Here is a 24,057-nt window from a genome sequence, read left to right on the forward strand (position 1 = left end):
GGTGAGGACGAACTTTCGGCCAAGGGGGCCCCGGCGGGTTAGCACGCTCAACTACATATCCGAATGGGCGGGCTCAACCGAACAGGTTGTAGTTATGCCAAGAAACAACCCTTCCGGCAAGCCCGACCAGCGGCCTAGCGATGCTTCGTCTGCATCGCACCACCGCAATTCCGGATAACAGGAATATGGACCGTCGTCACCCACCTGCGTCAAGAAGCGGCATCAGTCACGCACACGGCCCTGATCGCTGTCAACCTGCGCAGCATTTCGCCTTGTTTCCGGCGTGAATGGGCATTGACGGAGGCGATCTAACGCTTCTTGAGCGTATACACGTAATTGTTGAGTCCCACCTCGGCGGTTGTATCGTCGACGAAATGAACGTCGATCTCGCAGCCGGTCTCCAAAGTCCGGATCGGGGCGCCAGCGAAGCCGAGCGAGGCGGCAAGCGCCTTGGGGTCGGCCTTCTTGTCGGCACGTCGCATCTCGTCGAATGCGCCCTGGAAGATCATGTCCGGGCCATAATCCGTCACCTTGTACTGCGGCTTGGCGCAGGCAAAGGGGCGCGGTCCCGAGATTTCATTCGCCTTCAGGACGACTGTCTTGCCCATCAGACGTGCCCGCTCGGTGTCGTCGGGCTTGCGTTGCGGATCGGCCCATGGCGCGACCACGGCAGCCGTGAATGTCCAGCTTCCGATGTAGAAGGGATCTGCCGCCGCAGCGGCGCCTGCGGCACCGACAGACACGAGAAGGCAAACAGTTGCGGCGAATTTCATCTGACGTATCCCCTTGAGCCTTCGGCTTGGACTCGCCTCTTCGCTTCAAGGTTCATCGCTTCCGACATGTTTCTGCCGATGAACCGCTGTTCAAGATCGGACGACCAAGCGTTGCGATACGGCCACGCAGATCACGGGCGCCATGGCTGACGGATTCAACCGATTCGGGCGCGCGTCAGCACCAAAGGACGACGGCATGCTTTCTCGCTGCGATCTCATCAAGGGCGCCGCGGTTGCGCTTCTCACCCTCTCGATACAAGGCGCATGGGCGCAGGAGACCAAGATGAATCTGTTCAAGATCGTGACCATCAAGGACGAAATCGTCGTCGGACTGTCGGCGGAGGAGCTTCAGGCGCTCGGCGGCAATGATGCGAGCGCGATTGCGCACGCGCTGGCGCAGAAGGGTGACCTCACCGTCTGGCAATACAACGTGCATCGCGGCCCGAACGGCGAATTGCAGCAGGCGCCGACCGCCAGGATCGGGCTTTTGGCCAACGCCTCGCTCCGTGTCGAGCCCTACACGACGCCTTACCAGATTGTACCGCATCCGTAAGCAGCAGGCAGACCGGCACGCCGGCGGCCGAGACCGCCGGCGTACCGCGATCATCTGCGCTGGTCTGCACGCTGTGTCCCGGCCTCCGTCGCAAAGCCGTAGATCAGTGCCAGCCGGTCCAGGCATTCGCGAAACCGCCGCGCAAAATAGTCGTTCCAGCGCTGCGTACGGACGGCGCGACGCTGCCCGATCTGATCCATGGTCAGACCCAGGACCAGCACGTCGTGCACCAGCGCGGCGCCGTCGGTGCCGAGTTCGCGCTCGACCCGGTTCAGCCGCAGCACCGCCTGCCGCTGGCTCTCGGTGACGGGCTCGCGTGAGCGGGCGCCATCGACATATTCGCGGGTTGGGTCCATGGCCTGAGGCCCCCGCTCCGCCCGCTCCCAATCGTTCTGGAAGGCGCGCCCGCCGCGGTATTGAGCCTCGTCGATCTGGTGGTGCGAGTGCAGACGGCCGAGCGGATCGCTGCGGATCGACCGGATCGCCATAATCTTCTCGCCGGGATCGAGCGCCAGCGGATTGTCGACCTCGACTTCCGCCACTTCCGCATTGAATGGCACCTCGCGCGACCGCCGGTCGTAGATCTGTGCCAGTTTGTAGGATCTGTTGCGTCGGACACGTCCCACTCGGATACTCCTTGCAAGATTGACGATTGAACGGCTGAGCGCACTTTCAGGCGGCGGAGACCAGCCTCAGCACGACGGGACCCGCGACACGGGCGGAGGCAGCCCCGGAGCGGCGCGTCAGGCGCGCATGCGGCGCGCAATAGCTGGAGCCCGGCTGGCGCGGGTGGCCGCAGAAGGCGATCTCCTCCCCGTCCTTGTCGCCGCCATAGGGGTAGCGGCAGTCGGCCTTCGCAAGTTCGACCAGCTGGACAAGGCGCGGCTGGACGCCGACACAGCGCAACTTGACCTGCGCGGCCGGCTTCAGTGCGGACTTCGGTGGCAGATTCAGTAACGCCGGCCGGCGCGGCGAGAGCAGACCGGCCTCGCCCGGCAGAGACGGCGCGATCGACGGGCTCATCACCCATTGCGGCGCAACGAGTCCGAGCCGCTTGGCGCGGCCGGCGACTGCGCTGCGCGTGTAAGCCGTTCCAAACCTTGCGTTAATCTGTCTTCCGATCTCCGCATAAGACATTCCCTTGAGAAAATAGTCGCGAAGCGCGTCGGAGTGCTCCGACGGCCAATGACCCGGTTCCATGCTGCTGTCCTGTGATGCACCCCCTCCGATCGCACGACCGGGAGGCGAAACACACATTTCGGTATTCCGAATCGAGAGTCAAGCCGTAATTCTGATATTCATAATTGCATCAATTCCGAATTTCGGATTACAAGAGGCGAGACGATGGACAATCGAGGGAATCACCATGTTGGACGTTGCGATGATCGAGCGGGGCCTGGAAAAGACAGGTAAAAGCAAGGGCGGCCTGGCGGCAGCCATGGGCGTGCGCCCCGGCGCGGTCTCGGAGATTCTTGGCGGCGAGCGCCTGGTGAAGGCCTCGGAGATCATTCCGATCATGGAATATCTCGAGCTCAATCTCGCGCCGATCATGGGGCGCGTGGGCGCCGGCGCCGTGATTGAGCCGGATTATGAGCAGGTTCCCCCGGAGGGGCTCGGCGACATCGCGCTGCCGTTCCCGATCATGGAAGAGACGATTGCATTCGAGATCGTGGGCGATTCGATGCTGCCCAAATACGAGAGTGGCGACGTGATCGTGGTCTACAAGGACCAGCGTCATCCGCTGTCGAGCTTCTACGGCGAAGAGGCCGTGGTCCGGCTCAAGACCGGCGAACGCTATTTGAAGACCATCGAGCGGGGCAAATCCCCTTCCGTCGTCAATCTCAACAGCTTCAACGCCAAGCCGATCGTCGGCGTCAAGCTCGACTGGGTCGGGGAGATCTGCCTCTCCATGCCCAAGGGTCAGCTCGAACGGCTGCGCGCCAAGTCGGCGCGCCCCCGCAAGAAGGGCAAGTAGGCTACCGATTTCTGATTTTTGGAAATCGAACTTGACTTAATTCTGCTTTTCGGAAATAATCTGCCGTGCTCCCGACCGTCGGGGCACGGCAGGATCGTTCCATGCAGTATTTCGTCGTGATGATCGACTACGGGCGGCGCGGCCGCGAGGCGGTCGTCGACCCTGAAATCACGAGGCGCGAGGTCATCTCCCGTGTGGCCTCGGGTGAATACCGGAACATCTCGTTCATCCACGAGATCGCGGAGAACTCGGTCGAGGACGTCACCGAGGCCATCCTGGCCGAGGCCACCCTTCCCCACGTTCCGCCTGGAGATGTCGACCTCCAGGCAAGCCGCCTCGATCACGCCCGCGACCTGCGCAAGCACGAACGGACGTGACGCGGGCCCGGTCGGTCTGCGTCAGCGTCCGGCAGAACGTCACACCAGGAGCACGGTCGATCCCGTCGTCTTGCGCGCGGCGAGATCGGCATGCGCCTTGGCCGCGTCCTTCAGCGGATAGGTCTGGTGAACCTCGATCTTGACCGCGCCGGACTTGACGACGTCGAACAACTCGCCCGCCATCGCCACCAGGCTCTCGCGCTTGGCGGCATAGGTGAACAGCGTCGGACGGGTGACGTAGAGCGAGCCCTTCTGGGCGAGCAGGCCGAGATTGAGCGGCTCGACCGCGCCGGAAGACTGGCCGAACAGCGCAGCGACGCCGAGCGGTGCGAGGCAGTCCAGCGATTTCAGGAACGTATCCTTGCCGACGGAGTCGTAGACCACCGGCACCTTCTTGCCGCCCGTGATCTCGTCGACGCGCTTCACGAAATCCTCGCGCGTGTAGATGATGACATGGTCGCAGCCATGCGCCTTGGCCAGCTTTGCCTTCTCGTCGTTGCTGACGGTGCCGATCACGGTCGCGCCGAGATGCTTGGCCCACTGGCTCAGGATCAGGCCAACACCACCGGCCGCGGCATGGAGCAGGATCGTGTCGCCGGCTTTCACCCGGTAGGTCTGCCGGATCAGATATTGCGTCGTCAGCCCCTTCAGCATCATCGCCGCCGCCGTCTTGTCGTCGACGCCGTCAGGCAACTTCAGCAGACGATCGGCGGGGATCAGCCGCGCCTCGGAATAGGCGCCAAGCGGCGAGGCGCCATAGGCGACGCGATCGCCCGGCTTCAGATCGGTGACACCCGGGCCGATCTCCTCGACGATGCCCGCCGCCTCGCTGCCGAGCCCGCTCGGAAGCTGCGCCGGATAAAGACCCGAACGGTTGTAGATGTCGACGAAGTTGAGACCCACGGCGGTGTGGCGGATACGCGCTTCGCCCGGTCCGGGCTTGCCGACACTGACCTCCTCCCAGACCAGGACTTCCGGCCCGCCGGTCTTGTGAAAGCGAATGGCATGCGTCATGGGGTTGCTCCCTTATCGTTGCAGTGAGGGTCCGAGAACCGGATCGGCCTGTGAAATAGGCATTTGATCTGCCCGTTACAGTACAGAGACGTAACAAGAATGTCACAGCAAACGACAAACGCGCGCCGTTCCGCCTCTGTTCGAAAGAGTTGATGACGGCTCCGGGGCAACCGGCAGTAGCTTTTGCGCGGGGTTTGGTGGTCGCCTGCGAAGGAGAGCCGAGATGCCAGCTTATGTACAGCATCATCAGGATATCGAGATCGCGCCTGTGATTTGCCCCACGTGCATGGGGTTCCTGCCGATGTATGTGCGCGAGGTCGAACCGCATTGGAGCCTTGCCAAGATCGACTTCGTCTATGAATGCGCCGATTGCGGCGCCGAGGTCCGGCAGACGATCCGGAAGCCGGCGCTGCTCCGGCACTGACCGCGCGATCGGCAGACCGCTCAAGTATTTGCGTTAAGCGGAAAAAACGCCGTTCACGCGGGTCTGATGTCTCCCAAACGAGACTTGTTCTTTGCCCGGAACGCAGGCAGAACAAGCCTCAAGCAAGACCTTTGGGAGCGCCAATTCGTGGCTGAACAGAAGCCCTCGACCGCGATCGAGGCAGTGGAGAGCGGCCTCGCCGCGCAAGGCTATATTGCCAGCCGGCAGATCGCGACCGCCGTCTATTTGTCGCAGCAGATCGAGAAACCGATCCTGGTCGAGGGCCCTGCAGGCGTCGGCAAGACCGAGCTTGCCAAGGCGATCGCTGCCTGGCGCGGCATGAAGATGATCCGCCTGCAGTGCTACGAAGGCCTCGACGAGGCCAAGGCGCTCTATGAGTGGAAATACGCCAAGCAGCTTCTCTATACGCAGATCCTCAAGGACAAGCTCGGCGAGGTCCTCGGCGGCGCGCAGACGTTGCACGCTGCGCTCGATCAGCTCCACGATTTCGGCGACGTGTTCTTCTCCAAGGAGTTCGTCGAGCCGCGGCCGCTGCTCCAGGCGCTCGAGCAGCCGGGCGGCTGCGTGCTGCTGATCGACGAGATCGACAAGTCGGACGCCGAGTTTGAATCGCTGCTGCTGGAAATCCTGTCCGACTTCCAGGTCACGATCCCCGAGCTCGGCACCGTCTCCGCCGTTACACCACCGACCGTGATCCTCACCTCCAACAGCGAGCGCGACCTGGGCGATGCCCTGAAGCGGCGCTGCCTGCATCTGCATATCGGCTTCCCCGAGCAGCGGCTGGAGGAGCGCATCGTCGAGAGCCGCGTGCCCGGCATCTCGCAGACGCTGCGCCGGCAGATGGTCGGGTTCATCCACGAGATCCGCTCGCTGGACTTGAAGAAGCTGCCCTCGGTCAGCGAGACCATCGACTGGGCGCGCGTGCTGGTGCTGCTTCAGGCCTCCGAGCTCGACACGGAGATCGTCAAGGACACGCTTAACGTGCTCCTGAAATACGAAGCCGATATCGAGGCGGCCCAGCCCCAGGTCACGACCTTCATTGCCAAGGCAGCACGATCCAACGTCTTCGGTTGACGCCGATGCGCGAGAACATCCATCGTTTCTTTCGGGCCGCACGTGGCGCGGGCGTACACGTCTCGCCCGCCGAAAGCATCGACGCGATGCGCGCGGTCGCGCAGGTCGGCTTTTCAGACCGAACCATCCTGCGCGACACCCTGCTTCTGACGCTCGCCAAATCGCAGGACGAGAAACTCGCGCTCGGCGACTGCTTTGATCTGTTCTTCAGCCAGCCGGAGCCGCGGCAGGAGCAGCCCGAAGGCACCGACGAGGATGCGTCGCAGGAGACGGATCAAGCCCCCTCTTCCAGCGCGTCCAGTGATGCGGGCGGCGGTTCGCCGCAGGAGGGACTAGGCCCGCTCGCGCAGATGCTGCTGTCGCAGGATCGCAATGCGATCGCGGCAGCGATCGCCAGCGGGGCCGGCGCCGCGTCCCTGTCCGACATCCGCTATTCCACACAGCGCGGCATCTTCTCCAGCCGCATCCTCGATGCCATGGGCCTGCAGCGCCTGCGCGACGAACTCGATGAGCTGACCGCAACCAATCCCGCGCTGGCCGAGCGCCTGCGCGCCGCGCTCGACGCCTTGCGCGAAGCGGTCCGCGACACCGTCTCCCAGGGGCTTGCGCTCTATGCCCGCGAAGAGGCCGAAAACCTGCGCAACGAGATCCTGCGCAACGCGCCGCTTGCGCGGATCGAGCGGCGCCAGGTCGCCGAGATGCGCGCCCTCATCCGCCAGATCGCGCGCCGCCTGCGCGAGCGCTATTCCAAGCCGCGCAAGCGCCAGCGCCGCGGGCATCTCGACGTCCGCCGCACGCTGCGCCGCAATGCGGCCTGGGGTGGTGTGCCCTTCCTCACGGCGTGGAAGCGCAAGCATCGCGACCGGCCGAAAATCGTCGCGCTCTGCGACGTCTCCGGCTCGGTCGCGCAGGTCTCCGATTTCTTCCTGCTCCTGATCCACTCGCTGCACGAGGTGGTCGACGACGTCCGCTCCTTCGCCTTCTCCTCACATCTGATCGAGGTCAGCGACATTCTGGAATCGAAGTCGCCGGAAGAGGCGATGGCCGAGATCATGTCCAAAGTCGGCTTCGGCTCATCCGACTACGGCTCGTCGCTGGTCGATTTCGAGAAGGATTTCATGAGCGCGCTGACGCCGCAGACCACGGTGATCGTGCTCGGCGATGCCCGCAGCAACAATCTCGATCCGCGCGCCGACATCCTGCGCCGGATCTCCGAGCGCTCGAAGCGGCTGGTCTGGCTCAATCCCGAGGGGCGGCTCGCCTGGGGTTTTGGCGATTCGGAGATGCCCCGCTATGCGACCTTTTGCAGCGTGGTGCGCCAATGCGCCACCGCGCACCAGCTCGAGCGCGCAGTGTCCGATATCGTGGCGACTTATCAGTAGACGGGGATCACGTCCGTCGTCTGGCGTCAGGCGGCAGCCAACTCGGCCTGGACGAGGTTGCACTCTCGAAAGTGATAGGCGATTTCGTCGAGCGCGCGCTGCTCCCATTCCTGGGCCTGCGCGAGCCAGAACATCCGGCGCTCCGAATCCAGCGCGGCGCGCTCCCGGCACAGGAATTCCTGACTGCGAATTTCCACCAGCCTGTTCATGCACTCACACTCCAGTTGTGTGAAGCCAATCCCCTGCGAATCAACCTAGCAGAGTCCCGTACCCCTCGCCTCACGATTTCTGTGCATATTGCGACGCAGAATGGGACAGCAATGCTTGCCGTGCACTGCGGTAGCTTTCACCACACGATCAACAGCCAATCATCAATTAGTGATCGCAGGTCGGGACGATAGTCGTGCGCGAACGATCTTAACTCTTGTGGCGCAACGAAGTGCGGCAATTCGTGAAGAGATGTTCCAAGCAGCTCACCGAATTCCCGACTCATTGTCGTCGCATGGTCTTCATGCAGCGCCGTTAACAGAGGCGCGCGAACGGTACGATCGCTTGAGGCAATATGAGCAACGATTTCGACTTCGATCTTTCACCCGACCAGTGGGAAGCGCTGAAGGCGCTTCGTAACCCGGTGCCGAACGGTCGCCTCCCGAAGGCCTATGTCGTCGAAAGCCTCGTCAAGCTCGGCCTCGTTGTCATCGACGACGGCGCGCCCGCGATGACCCCGGCCGGCCGCAAGGCGCTGGTGCGCGGATCGTGCAAATTGCTGGATCTCGCGGCGTAGGGCGAGCATCAAAAGATCTGGGCGATCACGATCGCGTAAGCGATGAACACGGCGCCGAGCCCCCACACCATCGCCGGAATCTGCGACCGCCGGCCGGCTGTCACTTCCAGGGCGATGTAGCTCAGCGTGCCCAGGGCCATTCCGTTGATGAGGTTGTTGGTCAGAACGGTGACGAGCAGCGTCAGCACGATCGGAACCGCGTTGCCGAGATCGGTCATGTCGATGCGGGCAAGCCCCTGCATCATCAGCACACCGACGAGCACCAGCGCGGGCGCAGTCGCTTGCGGCGGGATGATGACGAAGATCGGCCAGAAGAACAGCGCAAGGAAGAAGAGCCCCGCAACGGTCAGCGAAGTCAGCCCCGTTCGGCCGCCGGCCTGCACGCCGGTGATGGACTCGATGTACGCCGTGACGACGGAGGTGCCGAGCAGCGGGCCGACGATGGATGCCGTCGCATCGGTGGCAAACGCAGCGGTGGCGTTCGGGATCGAGCCATCGGGCTTGCGCAGGTTGGCGGCGCCCGTCACGCCGATCAGCGTGCCAAGCGTCGAGAAGAATTCGGCACACAGGAAATAGAACAGCAGCGGCAGCGCGACGACGAAATGGCTGAAGAGATAGCCGAAATCGAGCGCCATGAACGTGCTGCTCGGCCAGCGGGGCCATGACATGATCGCCGAAGGCACCGACGTCACCATCTTGCCGTTGCCGCCGGGAACGAAGAAGCCGATCAGGGTGAGTACCGCGATCGACAGCATCAGCGCCGCCGGAACCCGGCGCGCCACCAGCACCGGCGTGAGCAGGAGGCCAAACAGCGTCAACAGCACCGGCGGGCTGCGCAGCGATCCCATCGCGATGTAGGTCGACGGGTTCTGGACCACGAAGCCGGCGCCGCGCAACGCAATGAAGACGATGAGCGTGCCGACGGCCGCCTGGATGCCGATCTTCAGCGCTTCCGGCACATCCTTCGCGACTTTCTCGCGCAGCTTCGACAGGCTGAGGATCAGGAACAGAACGCCGGTGAAGGCGACCATGGCGAGCGCACCTTGCCAAGGCATGCCCATCTGCTTGACGATGACATAGGTGAAGATGACGTTCGACCCCATAGCCGGCGCAACCGCGAGCGGCAGATTGGCCCACAGCCCCATCATCATCGAACCGAAAATCGCGGCGAGTGCCGTGGCGCTGACCAGATCGCCACGATCCATTCCGGCGTTGGACATGATCGCCGGGTTCACGGCGATGATATAGGCCATCGCAGCGAACGTGGTCGCGCCGGCCATCACCTCGCGGCCGACACTCGTGCCACGCTCGGTGAGGCCAAAGATGCGATCGAGCAGTCCGGCGGCTGCGCGCGGCGCCGGCTCTGCGGAGGCGGCTTGCGGCTTCGTCATCTCGTTCATCCAGTCCTCCCCCCTACCAGATCACCGGGTGCGCTTCGCCGGTCTGCACGTTGATGAAGCCGAGCGGCGCCTGCTCACACGGCGCCACCAGCACCCAGCTCCAGGGCGCGCAGGTCAGCGTCGCGAACATCAGCCGCTCGGGGAATCCCGGATACCAGCGTGGCCGGTAGGTCGGCTCATACATCCAGTCGACCTTGCGCCCCTCCGCGTAGAGCGCCTGCATCTCGGCATCGAGCGCTTGCGCCGAGCGGCAGCTCATCAGCCCGCCGACCTCGAAGCGCACAGTTGCAACGAGCTCTCCCTCACGCACCAGCGCCCACCCGCCCTGAAGTTCGATAAGCGCGTTCACCGCCTTCGCCATGGCCGCGTCTGAGGAGCCGACCACCCAGATATTGTGCTTGTCGTGCGCCACCGAACAGGCAACCGCCGTCTCCGGCGTGCGCGGTCCACAACCGCGCCAGAACATCTTTGCGATGCGCCCGTCGCCCGAAAAGCGGTCGACGATCGCAAATTTGGTGATGGCCTCGCTCTCGTCGCGCTGCACGGCACCGTCACGCACCGGCAGTTCGAGGGTGTAGAATTCGGGATGCCAATGGAAGGGACGGATCACGGCCGCCTTCATCGTGGCACGGCCGGGCTCGGCCCGCAGTTCGAAATCCTCAGGCTTGATCGAGCGCTTGATGTTGACCGTCTTCGTTGCCCAGTCCGGCCAGACGATCTCAGGCACCTGGCCGATGTAGCGCTCGCCTTCGGAGATTTGGACGCCATCGGCCCACACTTCGGCGATCGTGAGTCTGCCAACATCCGAAAGCAGCACCACGTCGCCGAAACGGCCTGGAGCCAGGCTGCCGACGAACGGCGTGAGCCGCATGTGGCGCGCCGGATTGATGGTGAGACACTGGATGGCGATTTCCGGCGCAAGGCCGGCCTCGATCGCGACCCGCGCATTATGGTCGCTGGCGCCGAGCTCGAGCGTGTGGCTGGCACTGCGGTCATCCGTCGTGAACGCGATCTGCGACCAGTCCTGCAAACCCTTCGCGAGCAGCCATCTGACGATCTCGTCCATGGCATAGACGCGCAGCTCGACGAACAGGCCGCGGGTGAGCTTGTCCCAGGTTTCTTCCGGAGTCTGCACTTCGTGGTCGGACGCGAGCCCGGCCGCCGCAAAGGCGTTGATAGAGGGCAGATCCCGCAAGCCGGAGGCATGGCCTTCGACGACGCCGCGCGCCGCGAATGTCGCCTCGATCATGCCCCAGAGCCGCTTGTAGGACGGATTGTCGGGATTCCAGACCGCTGGCCAGTCCATGACCTCGTCGAGCCCGGTCACCATCAGGCTCTCGGCCATGAAGCGCGCCTGCTCGTCGCGGCCATACCAGCCGCCACCCCATTCATAGGCCGTCGGTGGTACCGCCGAGCCAGGCTGCGGAAAGATCTTGAGCGGCGAGCCGCGGCGACGCGCTTCGAACCAGAACTCGAGATTGCGCGCACCGTTGACGTTGGAGAACTCGTGGCTTGCCTCGCAGGTCCAGGTATTGCCATGCGGCAGCACCAGCGCGGCCTCCCATTCCGGCGTCAGATGCGAGCTTTCGATATGCTTGTGCACCTCGCCGAAGCCGGGCACGGCCGCAACATCGGGCCGATGCACCCGCTCGCGGACCTCGCCCGGGTAGCTGCCGGCGGGCCCGACCCAGGCGATGCGGCGGCCCTTGAAGACGATCTCCTGATCTTCGCTCCAGGTACGGCTGTGCACATCGAGCAGCCTGCCGACCCGCAAGGAGCGATCGGCCGGCCGGTGGCCGAGCGCCGTCAGCACCAGGTCCTGGCGGATGCGAACCTCGTCGGGCGCATTGATCAGAAGATCGTCGGGTATCGCATTCATGACCTGCCTCACTCTACGCCGGTACGTTCGCGGCTCGTGGTCCGCGTCCGCGAAGATTTGCCGGCCTTGCCGCCCCGCGCCGCAGCGGCATCGCGCTGCCGGACATCCTTCAGGAGGGTCGTGAGCGCCCACTCGATGGCATCGGCGATCTCGCTGCTGGTCATGCCGAAATCCTCGCGCATCGCATTCCAGGCCAGCACATTGTTGAGATAGGACGCGAGCGCCTCCGCCTGGCGAACCTCCTTCGCGGGGAGATGCCGCACCAGCGGCGCCATCGCCTTGCGATGCTGGTCGATCAGGTGCCGCCGGAAGCCGGCGCGCACCCGGCGGCCGGCCCGCGTCATCGCAATGGCGCGCGCCAGATGCGGATGGCGGTCGAACCGCTTGCACAGTTTGCGGAAAATCTCCGGCAGCTCGTCAGGCGAGGTGAAGGGAATGTAGCTGAAGACGTTGTCCTCGATCCACTCGCCGGCCGCAGCAAACAGTTCCGCACGGGTCTTGAAGTGCCGATAGATGGTTCGTTCGGCCACCTTCGCGCGCTTGGCCACCGCGGCCATGGAAATGTCGTCGGCCGCCTCGTCCTCCAGCGTCTCGACGAAAGCCGCAACGATGCGCTGCCGCGTCATCTCGGCATATTCGTCACGAAGACTGGCGATATGTCGCTTTGCTGTACTCATGTCAGAAGTCTGACATCAGGCGATTTGGAGGGTCAAGCCGAGACTTGAGGCACGCCGCGCCGCAACAATGGGCGTCGGCACGCTCGGCCGCCCGCCTGAAAAATGGACTTTTGCGCGTCGCCAAAATCGGATTTGCTCTTCCACGAAACGATCGCACGCAGCGGCGCGGCGCTCTGGTTCCAGCAAGGGAGCTGATCATGAACGGGCTTGGCGGGTTGAACAAATCGCCTGAGGGCGTGGTCATCGGGCTCGTGCAGCTGCAACTGCCGAACGTCGTCACGCGGGCCGATCTGGCAAGGCAGACCGAGCGTATCGTCTGGATGGTCGGCAAGGCGCGCCGCAACCTTTCCACCATGGATCTGGTGGTGTTCCCCGAATATTCGCTGCACGGCCTCTCGATGGACACCAATCCCGAGATCATGTGCCGGCTCGACGGACCCGAAGTCACGGCCTTCAAGAAGGCCTGCGTCGACAACAGGATCTGGGGCTGCTTCTCCATCATGGAGTTCAACCCGCACGGCAATCCCTACAATTCCGGCCTGATCATCGACGACCACGGCGAGATCAAGCTGTACTACCGCAAGCTCCATCCCTGGATTCCGGTCGAGCCGTGGGAGCCCGGCGACATCGGCATTCCCGTGATCGAGGGTCCGAAAGGCGCCAGGATCGCGCTGATCATCTGCCATGACGGCATGTTCCCGGAGATGGCGCGGGAATGCGCCTACAAGGGCGCCGAGATCATGATCCGCACTGCGGGCTACACCGCGCCGATCCGCGAGGCCTGGCGCTTCACCAACCAGGCCAATTCGTTCCAGAATCTGATGGTGACGGCCAATGTCTGCATGTGCGGCAGCGATGGCTCGTTCGATTCCATGGGCGAAGGCATGATCGTCAATTTCGACGGCGCGGTGCTGGCGCACGGCACCACCGGTCGCGCCGACGAGATCATCACCGCCGAGGTGCGGCCCGATCTCGTGCGCGAGGCGCGGATCAATTGGGGCGTCGAGAACAACATCTACCAGCTCTGGCACCGCGGCTATGTCGCGGTGAAAGGCGGCGCGATGGACTGCCCCTATACCTTCATGCAGGACATGGTCGCTGGCACCTTCCGCCTGCCGTGGGAAGACCAGGTCAAGGTCACCGACGGCAGTTCCTGTGGCTTCCCGGCACCGACACGGATGTACGGCAAGACGGCGAAGGCGGCGGAATAGAGCCGTTTTCGGCTCTGACCGCGACATTCTGGCACGGTAGTTGCTCCTTTTGACGCCCGAGACGCGCCAAATTGGGGGAGTTCACCATGTCGACCATTGCCGCGGCCCCGGCCGCCGAGCGCAAGCCGCTTTACGCCTCACTGTTCGTCCAGGTCCTGGCCGCGCTGGCGCTTGGTGTCATCCTGGGAATGGCCGTTCCGGACTTCGCGATCGGGCTCAAGATCCTCAGCGACGCCTTCCTGAAGTTGATCTCGATGATCGTGGCGCCGATCGTGTTCTGTGTCGTCGTCCACGGCATTGCCGGCGCCGGCGACCTCAAGAAGGTCGGCCGGGTCGGCGTCAAGGCGCTGGTCTATTTCGAGGTCATGACGACGGTCGCCCTCGTGGTCGGCTTGCTGCTCGCCTACCTGTTCGGCCCCGGCCACGGCATGAACATCGATCCGTCGACGTTAGATGCGAAGGCGCTCAACACCTACGCCGACAACGCCCACAAGCTGTCCGGCGGCGGCATCGGCGCCTTTCTGATGAACGTGATCCCGACCACCTCCTTCGATGCGCTGTCGCGCAACGACGTGCTCCAGGTGCTGTTCTTCGCGGTGCTGTTCGGCGTCGGTCTTGCGCTCGTCGGCGGCGAGAAGGGCGCGCTCGTCACCTCCATCATCGACGCAGCCTCCACCGTGCTTTTCCGCGTCATGGGGCTTATCGTCCGTGTCGCTCCACTCGGCGTGCTCGGCGCCGTCGCCTACACCGTCGGCAAATACGGCGTCGGCTCGCTGAAGCAGCTCGTCTCACTGGTGATGCTGTTCTACGTCTCGGTCGGCATCTTCGTGCTTGGCGTGCTCGGGGGCGTGATGGCGCTTGCCGGAATCAACATCCTCAAATTCCTCGCCTACCTGCGCGAGGAGCTCACCATCGTGCTCGCAACGGCGTCCTCCGACGCGGTGCTGCCCCAGATCATGAAGAAGCTGGAGCGCATGGGCGTGAAGGATTCCGTGGTCGGCCTCGTGATCCCGACCGGCTATTCGTTCAACCTCGATGCCTTCTCGATCTACCTCACACTTGCCGTCGTGTTCATCGCGCAAGCGACCAACACGCCGCTGTCGTTCGGCGATCTCCTCTTGGTGCTCGGCGTTTCGCTGATCACCTCAAAGGGCGCACACGGCGTGCCGGGCTCCGCCATCGTGATCCTGGCCGCGACGCTCAACGCGGTGCCGAGCATTCCGGCAATCGGCCTCGTGCTGGTGCTCTCGGTCGACTGGTTCATCGGCATGGCCCGCGCGCTCGGCAACCTCGTCGGCAACTGCGTGGCGACGGTGGTGGTGGCGGCCTGGGAAGGCGACCTCGACCGCGCCAAGGCGGCCAAGGTGCTCGAAGGCGGCGAGATGGTGGACGTGACGGCGGGCTAGCGCTCCGGATCAATCGTTCCACTGGAGGAGCGGCGTTCCATACGCCCTCCTCCAAACGGACAGGAAGCGTGGAAACCAGGAGTGAGCTACGGCGCCCTTGTAAGCCCAGGTGCGATATTTCAGACCATGCTCCGAGATCAATTCCTGATAACCGCCATGGACCTCGGTCGCGGTCCGGATGTCCTTCAATATCCCCTGGGCGCAGGCCCGATAGGTATCGCCTCCCGAGAATTCGTCGTAGTCGAGCATGCGATCGGCAAACTCGACGTTGAAGGTCGGCCAGGACGAACGCCCCTGATAGGCGGGAGCCGCGATCTTGTGGATCATCTTGTTCCGGGGATTATCCGCGGACACCAGGAAATGGAACGTGCTGGGGATGCGAAAACGCGGCTCGGCGATGATCAGATCCGTCGTGGCCGCGAACAGCGCGCGCTCGCTTGCCTCGCTCATATCCCAAAATCCGCGATGCACGCTGACGAAGTCCAGGGCGACCGATGACACCGGCGAGCCCGCCGGGCCATCCAGAGAGTGCCTGATATAGCCGCCCTTGCCGAACAGGCGGAGCAGGTCCCTCTTGTAGTGCCCCAGGTCGTGCCCGAGCAGCCGCTTCAGCTCATTCTCGTCGACGACCCCGAGCTCCACGCCCCATACGAACGTCGTGTAGACGCAGGCGTTGGTGACGAAACGCCTGCGCTCGGCACGCGTGTCCGTCGCCGCGGAGCGCGGCGCGCGGGCGTCGCAGAGCAAATACCTGACACCGTCGTCGTCGAACGGCTCCAGCTCACGCGCGAGCTGAAGGATCGCGCGCTTCAGGTCGCCGCCGTATTCGGCCAGCAGCAAGCGGCCGGCATGCGCGCATTGTGACATCGCCAGATAGGACGACGCTCTCTCCTCGGCGGAGATCATCTGCCGCAGACCGGCCAGAATGCCGAGCAGCGTGTCCGACGGGCGCGAGAAGTAGTTCACGCCGAGATACCGTGCGTGTCCCGCCGGGACGATGGTCGTCGTGACGACGTTGGCTCGAACCGCCTCCAGCAACAGACGGACGCTCTTTTCGAGCAGACGCGCCCGCCGCACCGCGTCCTGCGCATCCATGATGGTCTCGGGGTCGAGGACATCAGGATAGAACCAGGCGAAGTCGCGCGGATAATAGGCGGATGCGTGCGGCGCTCCCGTGACGAGAAAGGACTCGGTCACCGAGAAGGCGCTGTCCATCGAGTGCCGATAAAGATCCTCGATGGCCGACAACGAAGGATGCGACTTTCTCAGGAATCGATCACCGAGAAAATTGACGGCCTGAAGAGCGTTGGCGGCAAAGGTCGCGGCCATACCCTGGTAAAACCGATTTCCGCGATGTGACGGCAAGGAAATATCGCTGTTCATGTGCGCCTGGTGTCTCGGGATCCCGGCGATGGCCGGCCACCGTTCCAAGCGTGACTGATTCGTGTCTCGTCCCGATGACTGCGGGCTCCCGATAGTCACTTCGCGCCGGCGCGATCCTCCCGCGGCCTGAAATTCTCGATCACCCTGAGCAGCACCCGTGCGCCGGCGTCGGCGTCGGCGAGCTCGACATGCTCGTCCGGGTGATGGCTGACGCCGCCACGGCAGCGGACGAAAATCATGCCGACATCAGCGATGTCAATCATGGCCATGCCGTCGTGCCCGGCCCCGCTCGGCAGGTCGAACACGGAAACGCCTTCCGCGGCGATCGCCTGCGCGATCTGGTCTTTCAGCCAGGGCGCGCAGGGTGCGGTGCGGTTCTCGTGGGTGACATCGAGCTGGAGCGCCAGCTGCCGGCGCTTAGCGATCGCCTCGATCTGCCTGACGACGTCGGCGACCGCGCGCTTGCGGTGCATGTCGGTCGGCGCGCGCATGTCGATGGTGAAGGACACCTCGCCCGGGATGACATTGGTCGCGCCGGGCCTCGCCTGGATGTAGCCGACGGTGCCGACCAGGCCGCCCTCGTCGGTCCGGCAGAACTGCTCGATCGCGCCGATGCACTCGGCCGCGCCGGTGAGCGCGTCACGGCGCAGCGCCATCGGCACGGTGCCGGCGTGACCGGCCATGCCGTTCAGCCGCGCGGCCAGCCGTGTCGCGCCCGCAATGGCGGTGACCACGCCGACGGGCAGGTTCTGGGCTTCCAGCACCGGACCCTGCTCGATGTGCAATTCGAGATAGGCCAACAACTCGCGCCGGGCGCGCGCGGCCGCGCCGACATGATCCGGGTCGAGGCCAAACTTGACGAGCGCATCGCGCATCGACACGCCGTCGCGATCGCGCGTGTTCAGGACGCTCTCGTCGAAAGTGCCGGCCACCGCACGGCTGCCGAGCAGCGTTGAGGCGAAACGTACCCCCTCCTCGTCGGCAAAGCCAATGACCTCGATCGCGAACGGCAGGCGCTTGCCGCGGCGGTTGAGATCGGCGACGCAGGCGATGGCCGTGATCACACCCAGCGGCCCGTCCCATTTGCCGGCGTCGCGCACGGTGTCGTAGTGCGAGCCGAGCATCAGGCAGGGCGCCCCCGGCCGCTCGCCCTCATAGCGGCCGCAGACATTGCCGATCGCATCGAGATGCGCGCTCATGCCGGCCTCACGCATCCAGCCGAGGATGAGATCCGCAGCGGCGCGCAGCTCCTTGCTGAGATAGATGCGGGTGAGCTTGTCGGTCTCTTCCGAAATCGCGCCGAGCACGTTGATGCGGCGAACGATCTCCTCGCCGAGCGATGCATCTTGAACGGCGGTAGCAGCACCCATCTCGGTCGAGCTTTCCATCTTCTGGGACCGCGGCGGCGGCGGTCCTGGCGGCGATCGATACAAGTTCGGTGCCAGCAAAATAATGCGGCCGGCGCCGTCCCAATCAGCGCGTGGTTAGCATGAATGCGCCTCGCCGGCAGACTGCCCGACGCCAGTCATGCACATGCGAGAGCTGGTTAAGGCTGCTCAACTCCACTGCATACAATAGAACAATATTGCCCATAAATTGACCTGCTATTTTCCTCAGCAGGATTCCATCAAGATATATATCCTTTATTTTTCAAAAGTTTGTATCGTTATGCACACTTCATAGCCTCTGGCACAAAGCTTGCGACAACTTATCCCGGCTCCGCCAAACCGGCGGTGGCCGCGAGATCAAGGCGGGGCATCCGCCAAGGGGAGCAAGCAATGGATTTTGGCAGGATTTCACGACGTCATTTGTTGCAGGGCGGCGGCGCCGCCCTCACCCTCGGCGCGGCGGCGGGCGCCCGCCCGGCCTTCGCGGCCGACACCACCATCGGCTTCATCTATGTCGGCTCGCGCGACGACTACGGCTACAACCAGGCGCATGCCCAGGGCGCGGCAGCGCTAAAGAAGATTCCCGGCCTCAAGGTCGTCGAGGAAGAGAAGGTGCCGGAGACCGACGCGGTCGAGAAGACGATCGAGTCCATGATCAATCTCGATGGCGCCACCCTGCTCTTCCCGACCTCGTTCGGCTACTACAATCCGCACATGATCAAGATGGCCAACAAGTTCCCGAAGCTGCGCTTCGAGCACTGCGGCGGCCTCTGGACCGACAAGGACCCGAAGAACGCCGGCAGCTATTTCGGCTATATCGACGAAGCCCAGTACATCTCCGGCATCGTCGCCGGCTACACCTCCAAGAGCGGCAAGCTCGGCTTCGTCGCCGCAAAGCCGATCCCGCAGGTGCTGCGCAACATCAATGCCTTCGCGCTCGGCGCAAAGCTCGCCAATCCCAAGGCGACGACGCAGGTGATCTTCACCGGTGACTGGTCTATGCCGGTCAAGGAAGCCGAAGCCACCAACAGCCTGATCGACCAGGGCGTGGACGTCCTCACCTGCCACGTCGACAGGCCGAAGACGATGGTCGAGAACGCGGCGCGCCGCGGCGCCTTCGTCTGCGGCTATCACACCAACCAGTCGCCGCTCGCGCCGAAGGCGTATCTCACCGGCGCCGAGTGGAATTGGGAAGCGCTCTATCCGAAATTCGTCAAGATGATCGCCGCCGGCGAGAGCATCCCGAACTTCTATCGCGGCGGCCTCAAGGAAGAGATCGTCAAGACCTCGCCCTATGGCGAAGCCGTCTCCGCCGAAGCGCGCAAGCATGCCGACGACATCAAGGCCAAGTTCTTATCGGCGGAAGGATACGCGATCTTCAAGGGAGGGCTCGTCGACAACAAGGGCAAGACGATGATCCCTGCCGGCACCGATCGCGGCCAGAAGGATCCCGAACTGGAGAAGATGGACTATCTCGTCGAAGGCGTGATCGGAGCGACTTCGTGACCACGGAAGCGGCGGATTCCGCCGAGGCGGCCGGGACAATTGCCCCGGCCGCCGATCCGGGAATCCTCCAGCGCCACGGCGCGACAATCGAGTACATCCTGATCCCGGGCGCGGCGCTCGCCGGCGCGCTCGTGGTCTTCGGCATTTTCGTCGCGATGTTCGGCAAGAACCCGCTCGACCTATATTTCTACATGTACTACGGCGCCTTCGGCACCTGGTTCTCCTGGCAGAACACGCTGACGCGTGCTGCGCCGCTGATCCTCACCGCGCTCTGCACCGCGCTGCCCGCGCAGCTCGGCATGGTCATCATCGGCGGCGAAGGCGCGCTGCTGATCGGCGCTCTGTCCGCCACGAGTGCGGCGCTCGCACTCCAAGGCATGCCGCCGCTCGTCGTGCAGATCGCCATGGTCATCGCCGGCGTGATCGGTGGCGGTCTGTGGATCATGCTATCCGGCGCGCTTCGGCAGTACCGCGGCGTCAACGAGACCATCTCGAGCCTTCTGCTCGTCTACATCGCGCTCGCGATCCTCAACCATCTCGTCGAGGGGTTGATGCGCGATCCCGCCAGCCTCAACAAGCCGTCGACCCGCGAGATCGGTGCCGCCAACATGATCGGCTCCATCCCCGGCACCGACGTGCATTGGGGTCTCGTCTTCGGCCTGATCGCGGCGATCGCCGCCTACATCCTGATCTATCACACCGTGTTCGGCTTCGCCGCGCGGGTCGCCGGCGGCAACATCCGCGCCGCGAAGATCGTCGGCCTCGGCGTCAGCAAGCTGATCCTGACCGTTTGCTTCCTCGCCGGCGGCGCCGCAGGCCTTGCCGGCATGGTCGAGGTCGCGGCCGTGCAGGGGCGCACCAACGCCAATCTCGCGGCTGGCTACGGCTTTACCGGCATTCTCGTTGCGTTCCTGGCGCGGCAAAATCCGCTCGCCGTCATCCCCGTCGCGATCCTGCTCGGCGGCATCAGCGCCAGCGGCGGCCTGTTGCAGCGCCGCCTGGGCTTGCCCGACGCGTCCGTGCTGGTGCTCCAGGGCATCATCTTCGTCTTCGTGCTGGCCAGCGATGCGCTCTACGGCCGCATCGGATTTTTGAAGGGAAGATCCTGAGATGGCAGACGGATCGATCGGACTCTGGACCGTCCCGCTCGCCGTGCTCGGCGGAGCCATTCGCGTCTCCACGCCTTTCCTGTTCGTGAGCCTGGGCGAATGCATCACGGAGCGCTCAGGCCGCATCAATCTCGGCCTCGAAGGCACGCTGGTGATGGGCGCGATGAGCGCCTACGGCATCTCCTATCTCTCGGGATCACCATGGTTGGGTGTGCTCGCCGCCGGCATCACCGGGGCGCTTCTCGGCGCACTGCATGCCGGCATCTGCTCGCTGCCGCGCGTCAACGACGTCGCGGTCGGCATCGCCCTGATGCTGTTCGGCACCGGGCTTGCCTTCTATCTCGGCAAGCCGCTGATCGAGCCCACCGCACCGCGGTTGCCCGCGATCGATTTCGGCTGGTGGAGCGACATCCCGCAGGTCCGCGCGGCGCTACGCGTCAATGTCCTGTTCCTGATCGGCGTCGCGCTCGCGCCGATCCTTTACTGGGCCTTCCGGACCACACGTTGGGGCCTTCTCATTCGCACCGCCGGCGAAAGCTCTGACGCTGCACGCGCCATGGGCCATTCCGTGCTGCTGATCCGCCTGCGTGCCACCATGGTCGGCGGCTTCCTCGCCGGCATCGGCGGCTCGTTCCTGTCGCTGTTCTATCCCGGAAGCTGGAACGAGGGCCTGTCCTCCGGGCAGGGCATCACCGCGGTCGCGCTTGTCATCTTCGCGCGCTGGGATCCCCTGCTCTGCCTGTGGGCCTCGCTCGCCTTTGGCGGCGCCGCGGCGCTGGGACCGGCACTGCAATCGGTCGGCGTCACCTCAGGCTATCACCTCTTCAACGCCGCGCCCTACATCCTGACGCTGGCGATCATGATCATCACCTGTTCGCCCAAACGCACGCTGACCGGCGCGCCCGCCGAACTCTCGATCACACGGTAACACGCGACACGCAACGAGGTCGTCCATGCCCGAGCGCTACATCAAGTCCGAGCCCTATGCCTGGCCCTATAACGGTGACCTCCGTCCCGAGAACACGGCGCTGATCATCATCGACATGCAGACCGATTTCTGCGGCGTCGGCGGCTACGTCGACAAGATGGGCTATGACATCTCGCTGACGCGGGCGCCGATCGAGCCGATCAAGAAGCTGCTCGCGGCGATGCGTGCCCAAGGCTTTCACATCATCCATACCCGCGAGGGCCATCGTCCCGATCTCTCCGACCTGCCCGCCAACAAGCGCTGGCGCTCGCGGCAGATCGGCGCCGGCATTGGCGACCCCGGACCCTGCGGACGTATCCTGGTGCGCGGCGAGCCCGGCTGGGACATCATCGAGGAGCTTAGCCCCCTGCCGGGCGAGCCCATCATCGACAAGCCTGGCAAGGGCTCGTTCTGCGCCACCGACCTGGAGTTGATCCTGCGCGTGCGCGGCATCGAGAACATTGTGCTGACGGGCATCACCACCGACGTCTGTGTCCACACCACCATGCGCGAGGCCAACGACCGCGGCTTCGAATGTGTCCTGCTGCACGATTGCTGCGGCGCCACGGACAAGAGCAACCACGATCATGCGCTGAAGATGATCAAGATGCAGGGCGGCGTATTCGGCGCGGTCTCGACCTCCGAGGCCTTCATAGGAGCGATTTCGTGATCATCGGCGAAACGCCTCCGCCCTCAGGCGCGTTCGGCGTCGACGCCATCGCCATGACGATGCGCTTCGGCGATTTCCTGGCGCTCGACAATGTCGAGCTGAAGGTGCGGCCGGGGTCATTCCATGCGCTGCTCGGCGAGAATGGCGCCGGCAAGTCGACGCTCGTCAAGTGCATCATGGGCTATTACCACGCAACCGAGGGCGACATCATCGTCGGCGGCCGCGAGCAGGCGATCGCCAACCCGAAAGACGCTCACGCCCTCGGCCTCGGAATGGTCTACCAGCACTTCACGCTGGTGCCGGCCATGACGGTCGCCGAAAACCTCGTTCTGGCACGTAACAATGTGCCGGCCGTGGTGGACTGGTCGAAGGAGATGAAGCAGCTCGAGGCCTTTCTGGCGCGGATGCCCTTCAAGGTGCCGCTCTCCGCAAGTGTCTCCGACATCTCGGCCGGCGAACGGCAGAAATGCGAGATCCTGAAACAGCTCTATCTGAAGCGCCGCTTCCTGATCCTGGACGAGCCCACCTCGGTGCTGACGCCGGCGGAGGCGGACGAGGTGCTCGGCATGCTCCGCGACATGGTCGTCAAAGGCGAGCTGACGATCCTGATGATCACGCACAAGTTCCGCGAGGTCATGGCCTTCGCCGACGAGGTCACGATCCTGCGCCGCGGCAAGCTCGCCGGAGCCGGCAAGGTTGCCGAGCTGACGCCGGACGCGATGGCGCGCACCATGATCGGCGCCGAGGAGCTGACCGTGCAGCCGCCGCGCACCGGCGAAGCCGGCCAGGCGCGGCTGGAGCTGGAAAAAATTCGCGCGCTCGACGACGCCGGCGCCATTGCCGTCCATGACGTTTCCCTCACCGTGCGCGCCGGCGAGATCGTCGGCATCGCCGGCGTCTCCGGCAATGGCCAGCGCCAGCTCGTCGAGGTGCTGGCCGGCCAGCGCGAGGCCGAGAGCGGCGAGGTCCGCGTCGCCGGCGATCCCTATCACGCCAGCCGCGAGGAAATGCGGCGCCACAAGATGTCGCTGCTGCCCGAGGAGCCGCTGAAGAACGCCTGTGTCGGCGGCATGAGCGTCGCAGACAACATCGCCTTCCGCGAGTTCGACCGCGCGCCGTTCGCCAGCGGCGGCTGGTGGCTCAATCGCAGCGCCTTCCGCAGCGACGCCAGGAAGAAGATCGGGCAGTACAAGATCAAGACCCGCACGCCCGATACGCCGATCTCGGCGCTCTCAGGCGGCAATGTCCAGCGCGCCGTGCTGGCCCGCGAGCTCGGCGACGACGTCGAGGTGTTGATTGCCGCCAATCCCTGCTTCGGTCTCGACTTCGCGGCGGTGGCGCAGATCCACGCCGAGATCATGGCGGCGCGCAACCGCGGCGCGGCGGTGCTGCTCGTCAGCGAAGACCTCGATGAACTGCTCGAACTGTCCGATCGCCTCGTGGTAATGTTCCACGGCGAGTTCGTGTATGAAGCACGAACCAGCGAGGCCGATCTCACCGTGGTCGGTCGGCACATGGCGGGACACTGACTGCGGAGGACCGATGGACGGCGCACGCGACGAGCACTTTCTGCGTCTGTCCTTTGCGGTCGCCCGCCGTTCCCTCACCCATGGCAACCATCCCTTCGGCTGCGTCGTCGTCGATGCGGACGGCAAGGTGCTGATCGAAACCGAGAACGGCTACATGCCCGATTGCGACGGCACTGCGCATGCCGAGCGCCTCGCGGCAACGCAGGCCTGCCGCACGCTCAGCCGCGAGGTGCTGGCAAAGGCCACGCTCTATTCCTCGGCAGAACCGTGTGCGATGTGCGCCGGGGCGATCTACTGGGCCGGCATCGGCCGCGTCGTCTACGGCCTCAGCGAGCACCGCCTGCGCGGCGTCACCGGCAACCACCCGGAGAACCCGACCCTCGACCTGCCCTGCCGCACGGTCTTTGCCAGCGGCCAGCGACCGACGGAAGTCGTCGGGCCGCTGCTGGAGGACGAGGCCGAGGTGCTGCACGACGGCGTGTGGACGAAGTAGCCGCCACCACAAACTCGTAAGCGTAGGGTGGGCAAAGGCGCTCTTGCGCCGTGCCCACCATT

At 64.4% G+C, this 24,057-nt stretch carries 25 protein-coding genes; 15 read left to right on the top strand and 10 right to left on the bottom strand.

What is annotated here, in order from left to right; translation table 11 throughout:
• Positions 1-308: 308 nt before the first annotated feature.
• Positions 309-773 carry a hypothetical protein gene (locus AAFG50_RS30530; protein ID WP_028174426.1) on the bottom strand — a complete coding sequence of 155 codons (465 nt, stop codon included), beginning with the start codon at positions 771-773 and terminating at the stop codon, positions 309-311.
• Positions 774-969: 196 nt separating this feature from the next.
• Between AAFG50_RS30530 and AAFG50_RS30535 the strand changes: the two genes are divergently transcribed.
• The gene (locus AAFG50_RS30535; RefSeq protein ID WP_028174425.1) at positions 970-1,326 is read left to right on the top strand and encodes a hypothetical protein; all 357 of its coding nucleotides are present in this window, start codon (positions 970-972) and stop codon (positions 1,324-1,326) included.
• A gap of 50 nt (positions 1,327-1,376) precedes the next feature.
• On the opposite strand, the gene AAFG50_RS30540 is transcribed toward AAFG50_RS30535, so the two are convergent.
• Positions 1,377-1,952, bottom strand: coding sequence for a hypothetical protein (locus AAFG50_RS30540; protein WP_028174424.1), 576 nt, complete (start codon positions 1,950-1,952; stop codon positions 1,377-1,379).
• Between the two features lie 46 nt (positions 1,953-1,998).
• Positions 1,999-2,526 (bottom strand): GcrA family cell cycle regulator, encoded by a 528-nt coding sequence (locus AAFG50_RS30545; RefSeq protein WP_028174423.1) that lies wholly within the window; start codon positions 2,524-2,526, stop codon positions 1,999-2,001.
• A gap of 166 nt (positions 2,527-2,692) precedes the next feature.
• On the opposite strand from AAFG50_RS30545, the gene AAFG50_RS30550 reads away from it, so the two are divergent.
• Positions 2,693-3,301, top strand: coding sequence for a S24 family peptidase (locus AAFG50_RS30550; protein WP_011088876.1), 609 nt, complete (start codon positions 2,693-2,695; stop codon positions 3,299-3,301).
• A gap of 101 nt (positions 3,302-3,402) precedes the next feature.
• Entirely contained in the window at positions 3,403-3,678 is a 276-nt protein-coding gene (locus AAFG50_RS30555; protein WP_028174422.1) for a hypothetical protein, read from the top strand.
• Positions 3,679-3,717: 39 nt separating this feature from the next.
• On the opposite strand, the gene AAFG50_RS30560 is transcribed toward AAFG50_RS30555, so the two are convergent.
• Positions 3,718-4,692 carry a quinone oxidoreductase gene (locus AAFG50_RS30560; RefSeq protein ID WP_011088878.1) on the bottom strand — a complete coding sequence of 325 codons (975 nt, stop codon included), beginning with the start codon at positions 4,690-4,692 and terminating at the stop codon, positions 3,718-3,720.
• A gap of 223 nt (positions 4,693-4,915) precedes the next feature.
• On the opposite strand from AAFG50_RS30560, the gene AAFG50_RS30565 reads away from it, so the two are divergent.
• The 3 genes from AAFG50_RS30565 (at position 4,916) to AAFG50_RS30575 (ending at position 7,593) form a co-directional block, all read left to right on the top strand.
• Entirely contained in the window at positions 4,916-5,116 is a 201-nt protein-coding gene (locus AAFG50_RS30565) for a hypothetical protein (RefSeq protein WP_028174421.1), read from the top strand.
• A gap of 147 nt (positions 5,117-5,263) precedes the next feature.
• Positions 5,264-6,211: a MoxR family ATPase gene (locus tag AAFG50_RS30570; RefSeq protein WP_028174420.1), complete on the top strand. Its 948-nt coding sequence runs from the start codon at positions 5,264-5,266 to the stop codon at positions 6,209-6,211.
• A gap of 5 nt (positions 6,212-6,216) precedes the next feature.
• Positions 6,217-7,593, top strand: coding sequence for a VWA domain-containing protein (locus AAFG50_RS30575; protein WP_011088880.1), 1,377 nt, complete (start codon positions 6,217-6,219; stop codon positions 7,591-7,593).
• Positions 7,594-7,619: 26 nt separating this feature from the next.
• Here the strand turns inward: AAFG50_RS30575 and AAFG50_RS30580 are convergent, their stop codons facing one another.
• On the bottom strand, positions 7,620-7,802 hold the full coding sequence (locus AAFG50_RS30580; RefSeq protein ID WP_025576443.1) for a hypothetical protein: 183 nt from the start codon (positions 7,800-7,802) through the stop codon (positions 7,620-7,622).
• A gap of 353 nt (positions 7,803-8,155) precedes the next feature.
• Here AAFG50_RS30580 and AAFG50_RS30585 point away from each other — a divergent pair, with 353 nt between their 5' ends.
• Positions 8,156-8,377: a hypothetical protein gene (locus AAFG50_RS30585; protein ID WP_028174419.1), complete on the top strand. Its 222-nt coding sequence runs from the start codon at positions 8,156-8,158 to the stop codon at positions 8,375-8,377.
• A gap of 8 nt (positions 8,378-8,385) precedes the next feature.
• Here the strand turns inward: AAFG50_RS30585 and AAFG50_RS30590 are convergent, their stop codons facing one another.
• Genes AAFG50_RS30590 through AAFG50_RS30600 form a run of 3 tightly spaced genes read right to left on the bottom strand, consistent with a single transcriptional unit; the run spans position 8,386 to position 12,333 of the window.
• A complete protein-coding gene (locus AAFG50_RS30590; RefSeq protein ID WP_028174418.1) occupies positions 8,386-9,777 on the bottom strand; it encodes an NCS2 family permease in 1,392 nt (463 codons plus the stop codon).
• Positions 9,778-9,790: 13 nt separating this feature from the next.
• Positions 9,791-11,656 (bottom strand): adenine deaminase C-terminal domain-containing protein, encoded by a 1,866-nt coding sequence (locus tag AAFG50_RS30595; RefSeq protein ID WP_039185687.1) that lies wholly within the window; start codon positions 11,654-11,656, stop codon positions 9,791-9,793.
• Between the two features lie 8 nt (positions 11,657-11,664).
• Positions 11,665-12,333 (bottom strand): TetR family transcriptional regulator, encoded by a 669-nt coding sequence (locus AAFG50_RS30600; protein ID WP_028174416.1) that lies wholly within the window; start codon positions 12,331-12,333, stop codon positions 11,665-11,667.
• A gap of 197 nt (positions 12,334-12,530) precedes the next feature.
• Between AAFG50_RS30600 and AAFG50_RS30605 the strand changes: the two genes are divergently transcribed.
• Positions 12,531-13,544 (top strand): formamidase, encoded by a 1,014-nt coding sequence (locus AAFG50_RS30605; RefSeq protein WP_011088885.1) that lies wholly within the window; start codon positions 12,531-12,533, stop codon positions 13,542-13,544.
• A gap of 86 nt (positions 13,545-13,630) precedes the next feature.
• Positions 13,631-14,950 (top strand): dicarboxylate/amino acid:cation symporter, encoded by a 1,320-nt coding sequence (locus AAFG50_RS30610; protein ID WP_028174415.1) that lies wholly within the window; start codon positions 13,631-13,633, stop codon positions 14,948-14,950.
• A gap of 9 nt (positions 14,951-14,959) precedes the next feature.
• Here AAFG50_RS30610 and AAFG50_RS30615 read toward each other — a convergent pair whose 3' ends face one another.
• Complete coding sequence (locus tag AAFG50_RS30615; RefSeq protein ID WP_028174414.1) at positions 14,960-16,333, bottom strand: hypothetical protein; 1,374 nt, start codon at positions 16,331-16,333, stop codon at positions 14,960-14,962.
• A gap of 95 nt (positions 16,334-16,428) precedes the next feature.
• Complete coding sequence (locus tag AAFG50_RS30620; RefSeq protein WP_039186028.1) at positions 16,429-17,703, bottom strand: allantoate amidohydrolase; 1,275 nt, start codon at positions 17,701-17,703, stop codon at positions 16,429-16,431.
• A gap of 408 nt (positions 17,704-18,111) precedes the next feature.
• Here AAFG50_RS30620 and AAFG50_RS30625 point away from each other — a divergent pair, with 408 nt between their 5' ends.
• From AAFG50_RS30625 to AAFG50_RS30650, 6 genes are read left to right on the top strand one after another with little or no spacing between them, the layout of a single operon-like run.
• The gene (locus tag AAFG50_RS30625; RefSeq protein WP_028174412.1) at positions 18,112-19,227 is read left to right on the top strand and encodes a BMP family ABC transporter substrate-binding protein; all 1,116 of its coding nucleotides are present in this window, start codon (positions 18,112-18,114) and stop codon (positions 19,225-19,227) included.
• Positions 19,224-20,336 carry an ABC transporter permease gene (locus AAFG50_RS30630; RefSeq protein ID WP_028174411.1) on the top strand — a complete coding sequence of 371 codons (1,113 nt, stop codon included), beginning with the start codon at positions 19,224-19,226 and terminating at the stop codon, positions 20,334-20,336. Before AAFG50_RS30625 ends, AAFG50_RS30630 begins: the two co-directional genes overlap by 4 nt.
• A 1-nt stretch (position 20,337) precedes the next feature.
• Positions 20,338-21,264: an ABC transporter permease gene (locus AAFG50_RS30635; protein ID WP_011088891.1), complete on the top strand. Its 927-nt coding sequence runs from the start codon at positions 20,338-20,340 to the stop codon at positions 21,262-21,264.
• Between the two features lie 25 nt (positions 21,265-21,289).
• Complete coding sequence (locus AAFG50_RS30640; protein ID WP_028174410.1) at positions 21,290-21,973, top strand: isochorismatase family cysteine hydrolase; 684 nt, start codon at positions 21,290-21,292, stop codon at positions 21,971-21,973.
• Positions 21,970-23,502 carry an ABC transporter ATP-binding protein gene (locus AAFG50_RS30645; protein ID WP_028174409.1) on the top strand — a complete coding sequence of 511 codons (1,533 nt, stop codon included), beginning with the start codon at positions 21,970-21,972 and terminating at the stop codon, positions 23,500-23,502. The genes AAFG50_RS30640 and AAFG50_RS30645 overlap by 4 nt, the downstream gene beginning before the upstream one ends.
• A gap of 13 nt (positions 23,503-23,515) precedes the next feature.
• Positions 23,516-23,995, top strand: coding sequence for a nucleoside deaminase (locus AAFG50_RS30650; RefSeq protein WP_028174408.1), 480 nt, complete (start codon positions 23,516-23,518; stop codon positions 23,993-23,995).
• Positions 23,996-24,057 lie beyond the last annotated feature (62 nt).

The organism is Bradyrhizobium sp. B039 (assembly GCF_038965675.1).
Taxonomy (GTDB): domain Bacteria; phylum Pseudomonadota; class Alphaproteobacteria; order Rhizobiales; family Xanthobacteraceae; genus Bradyrhizobium; species Bradyrhizobium diazoefficiens.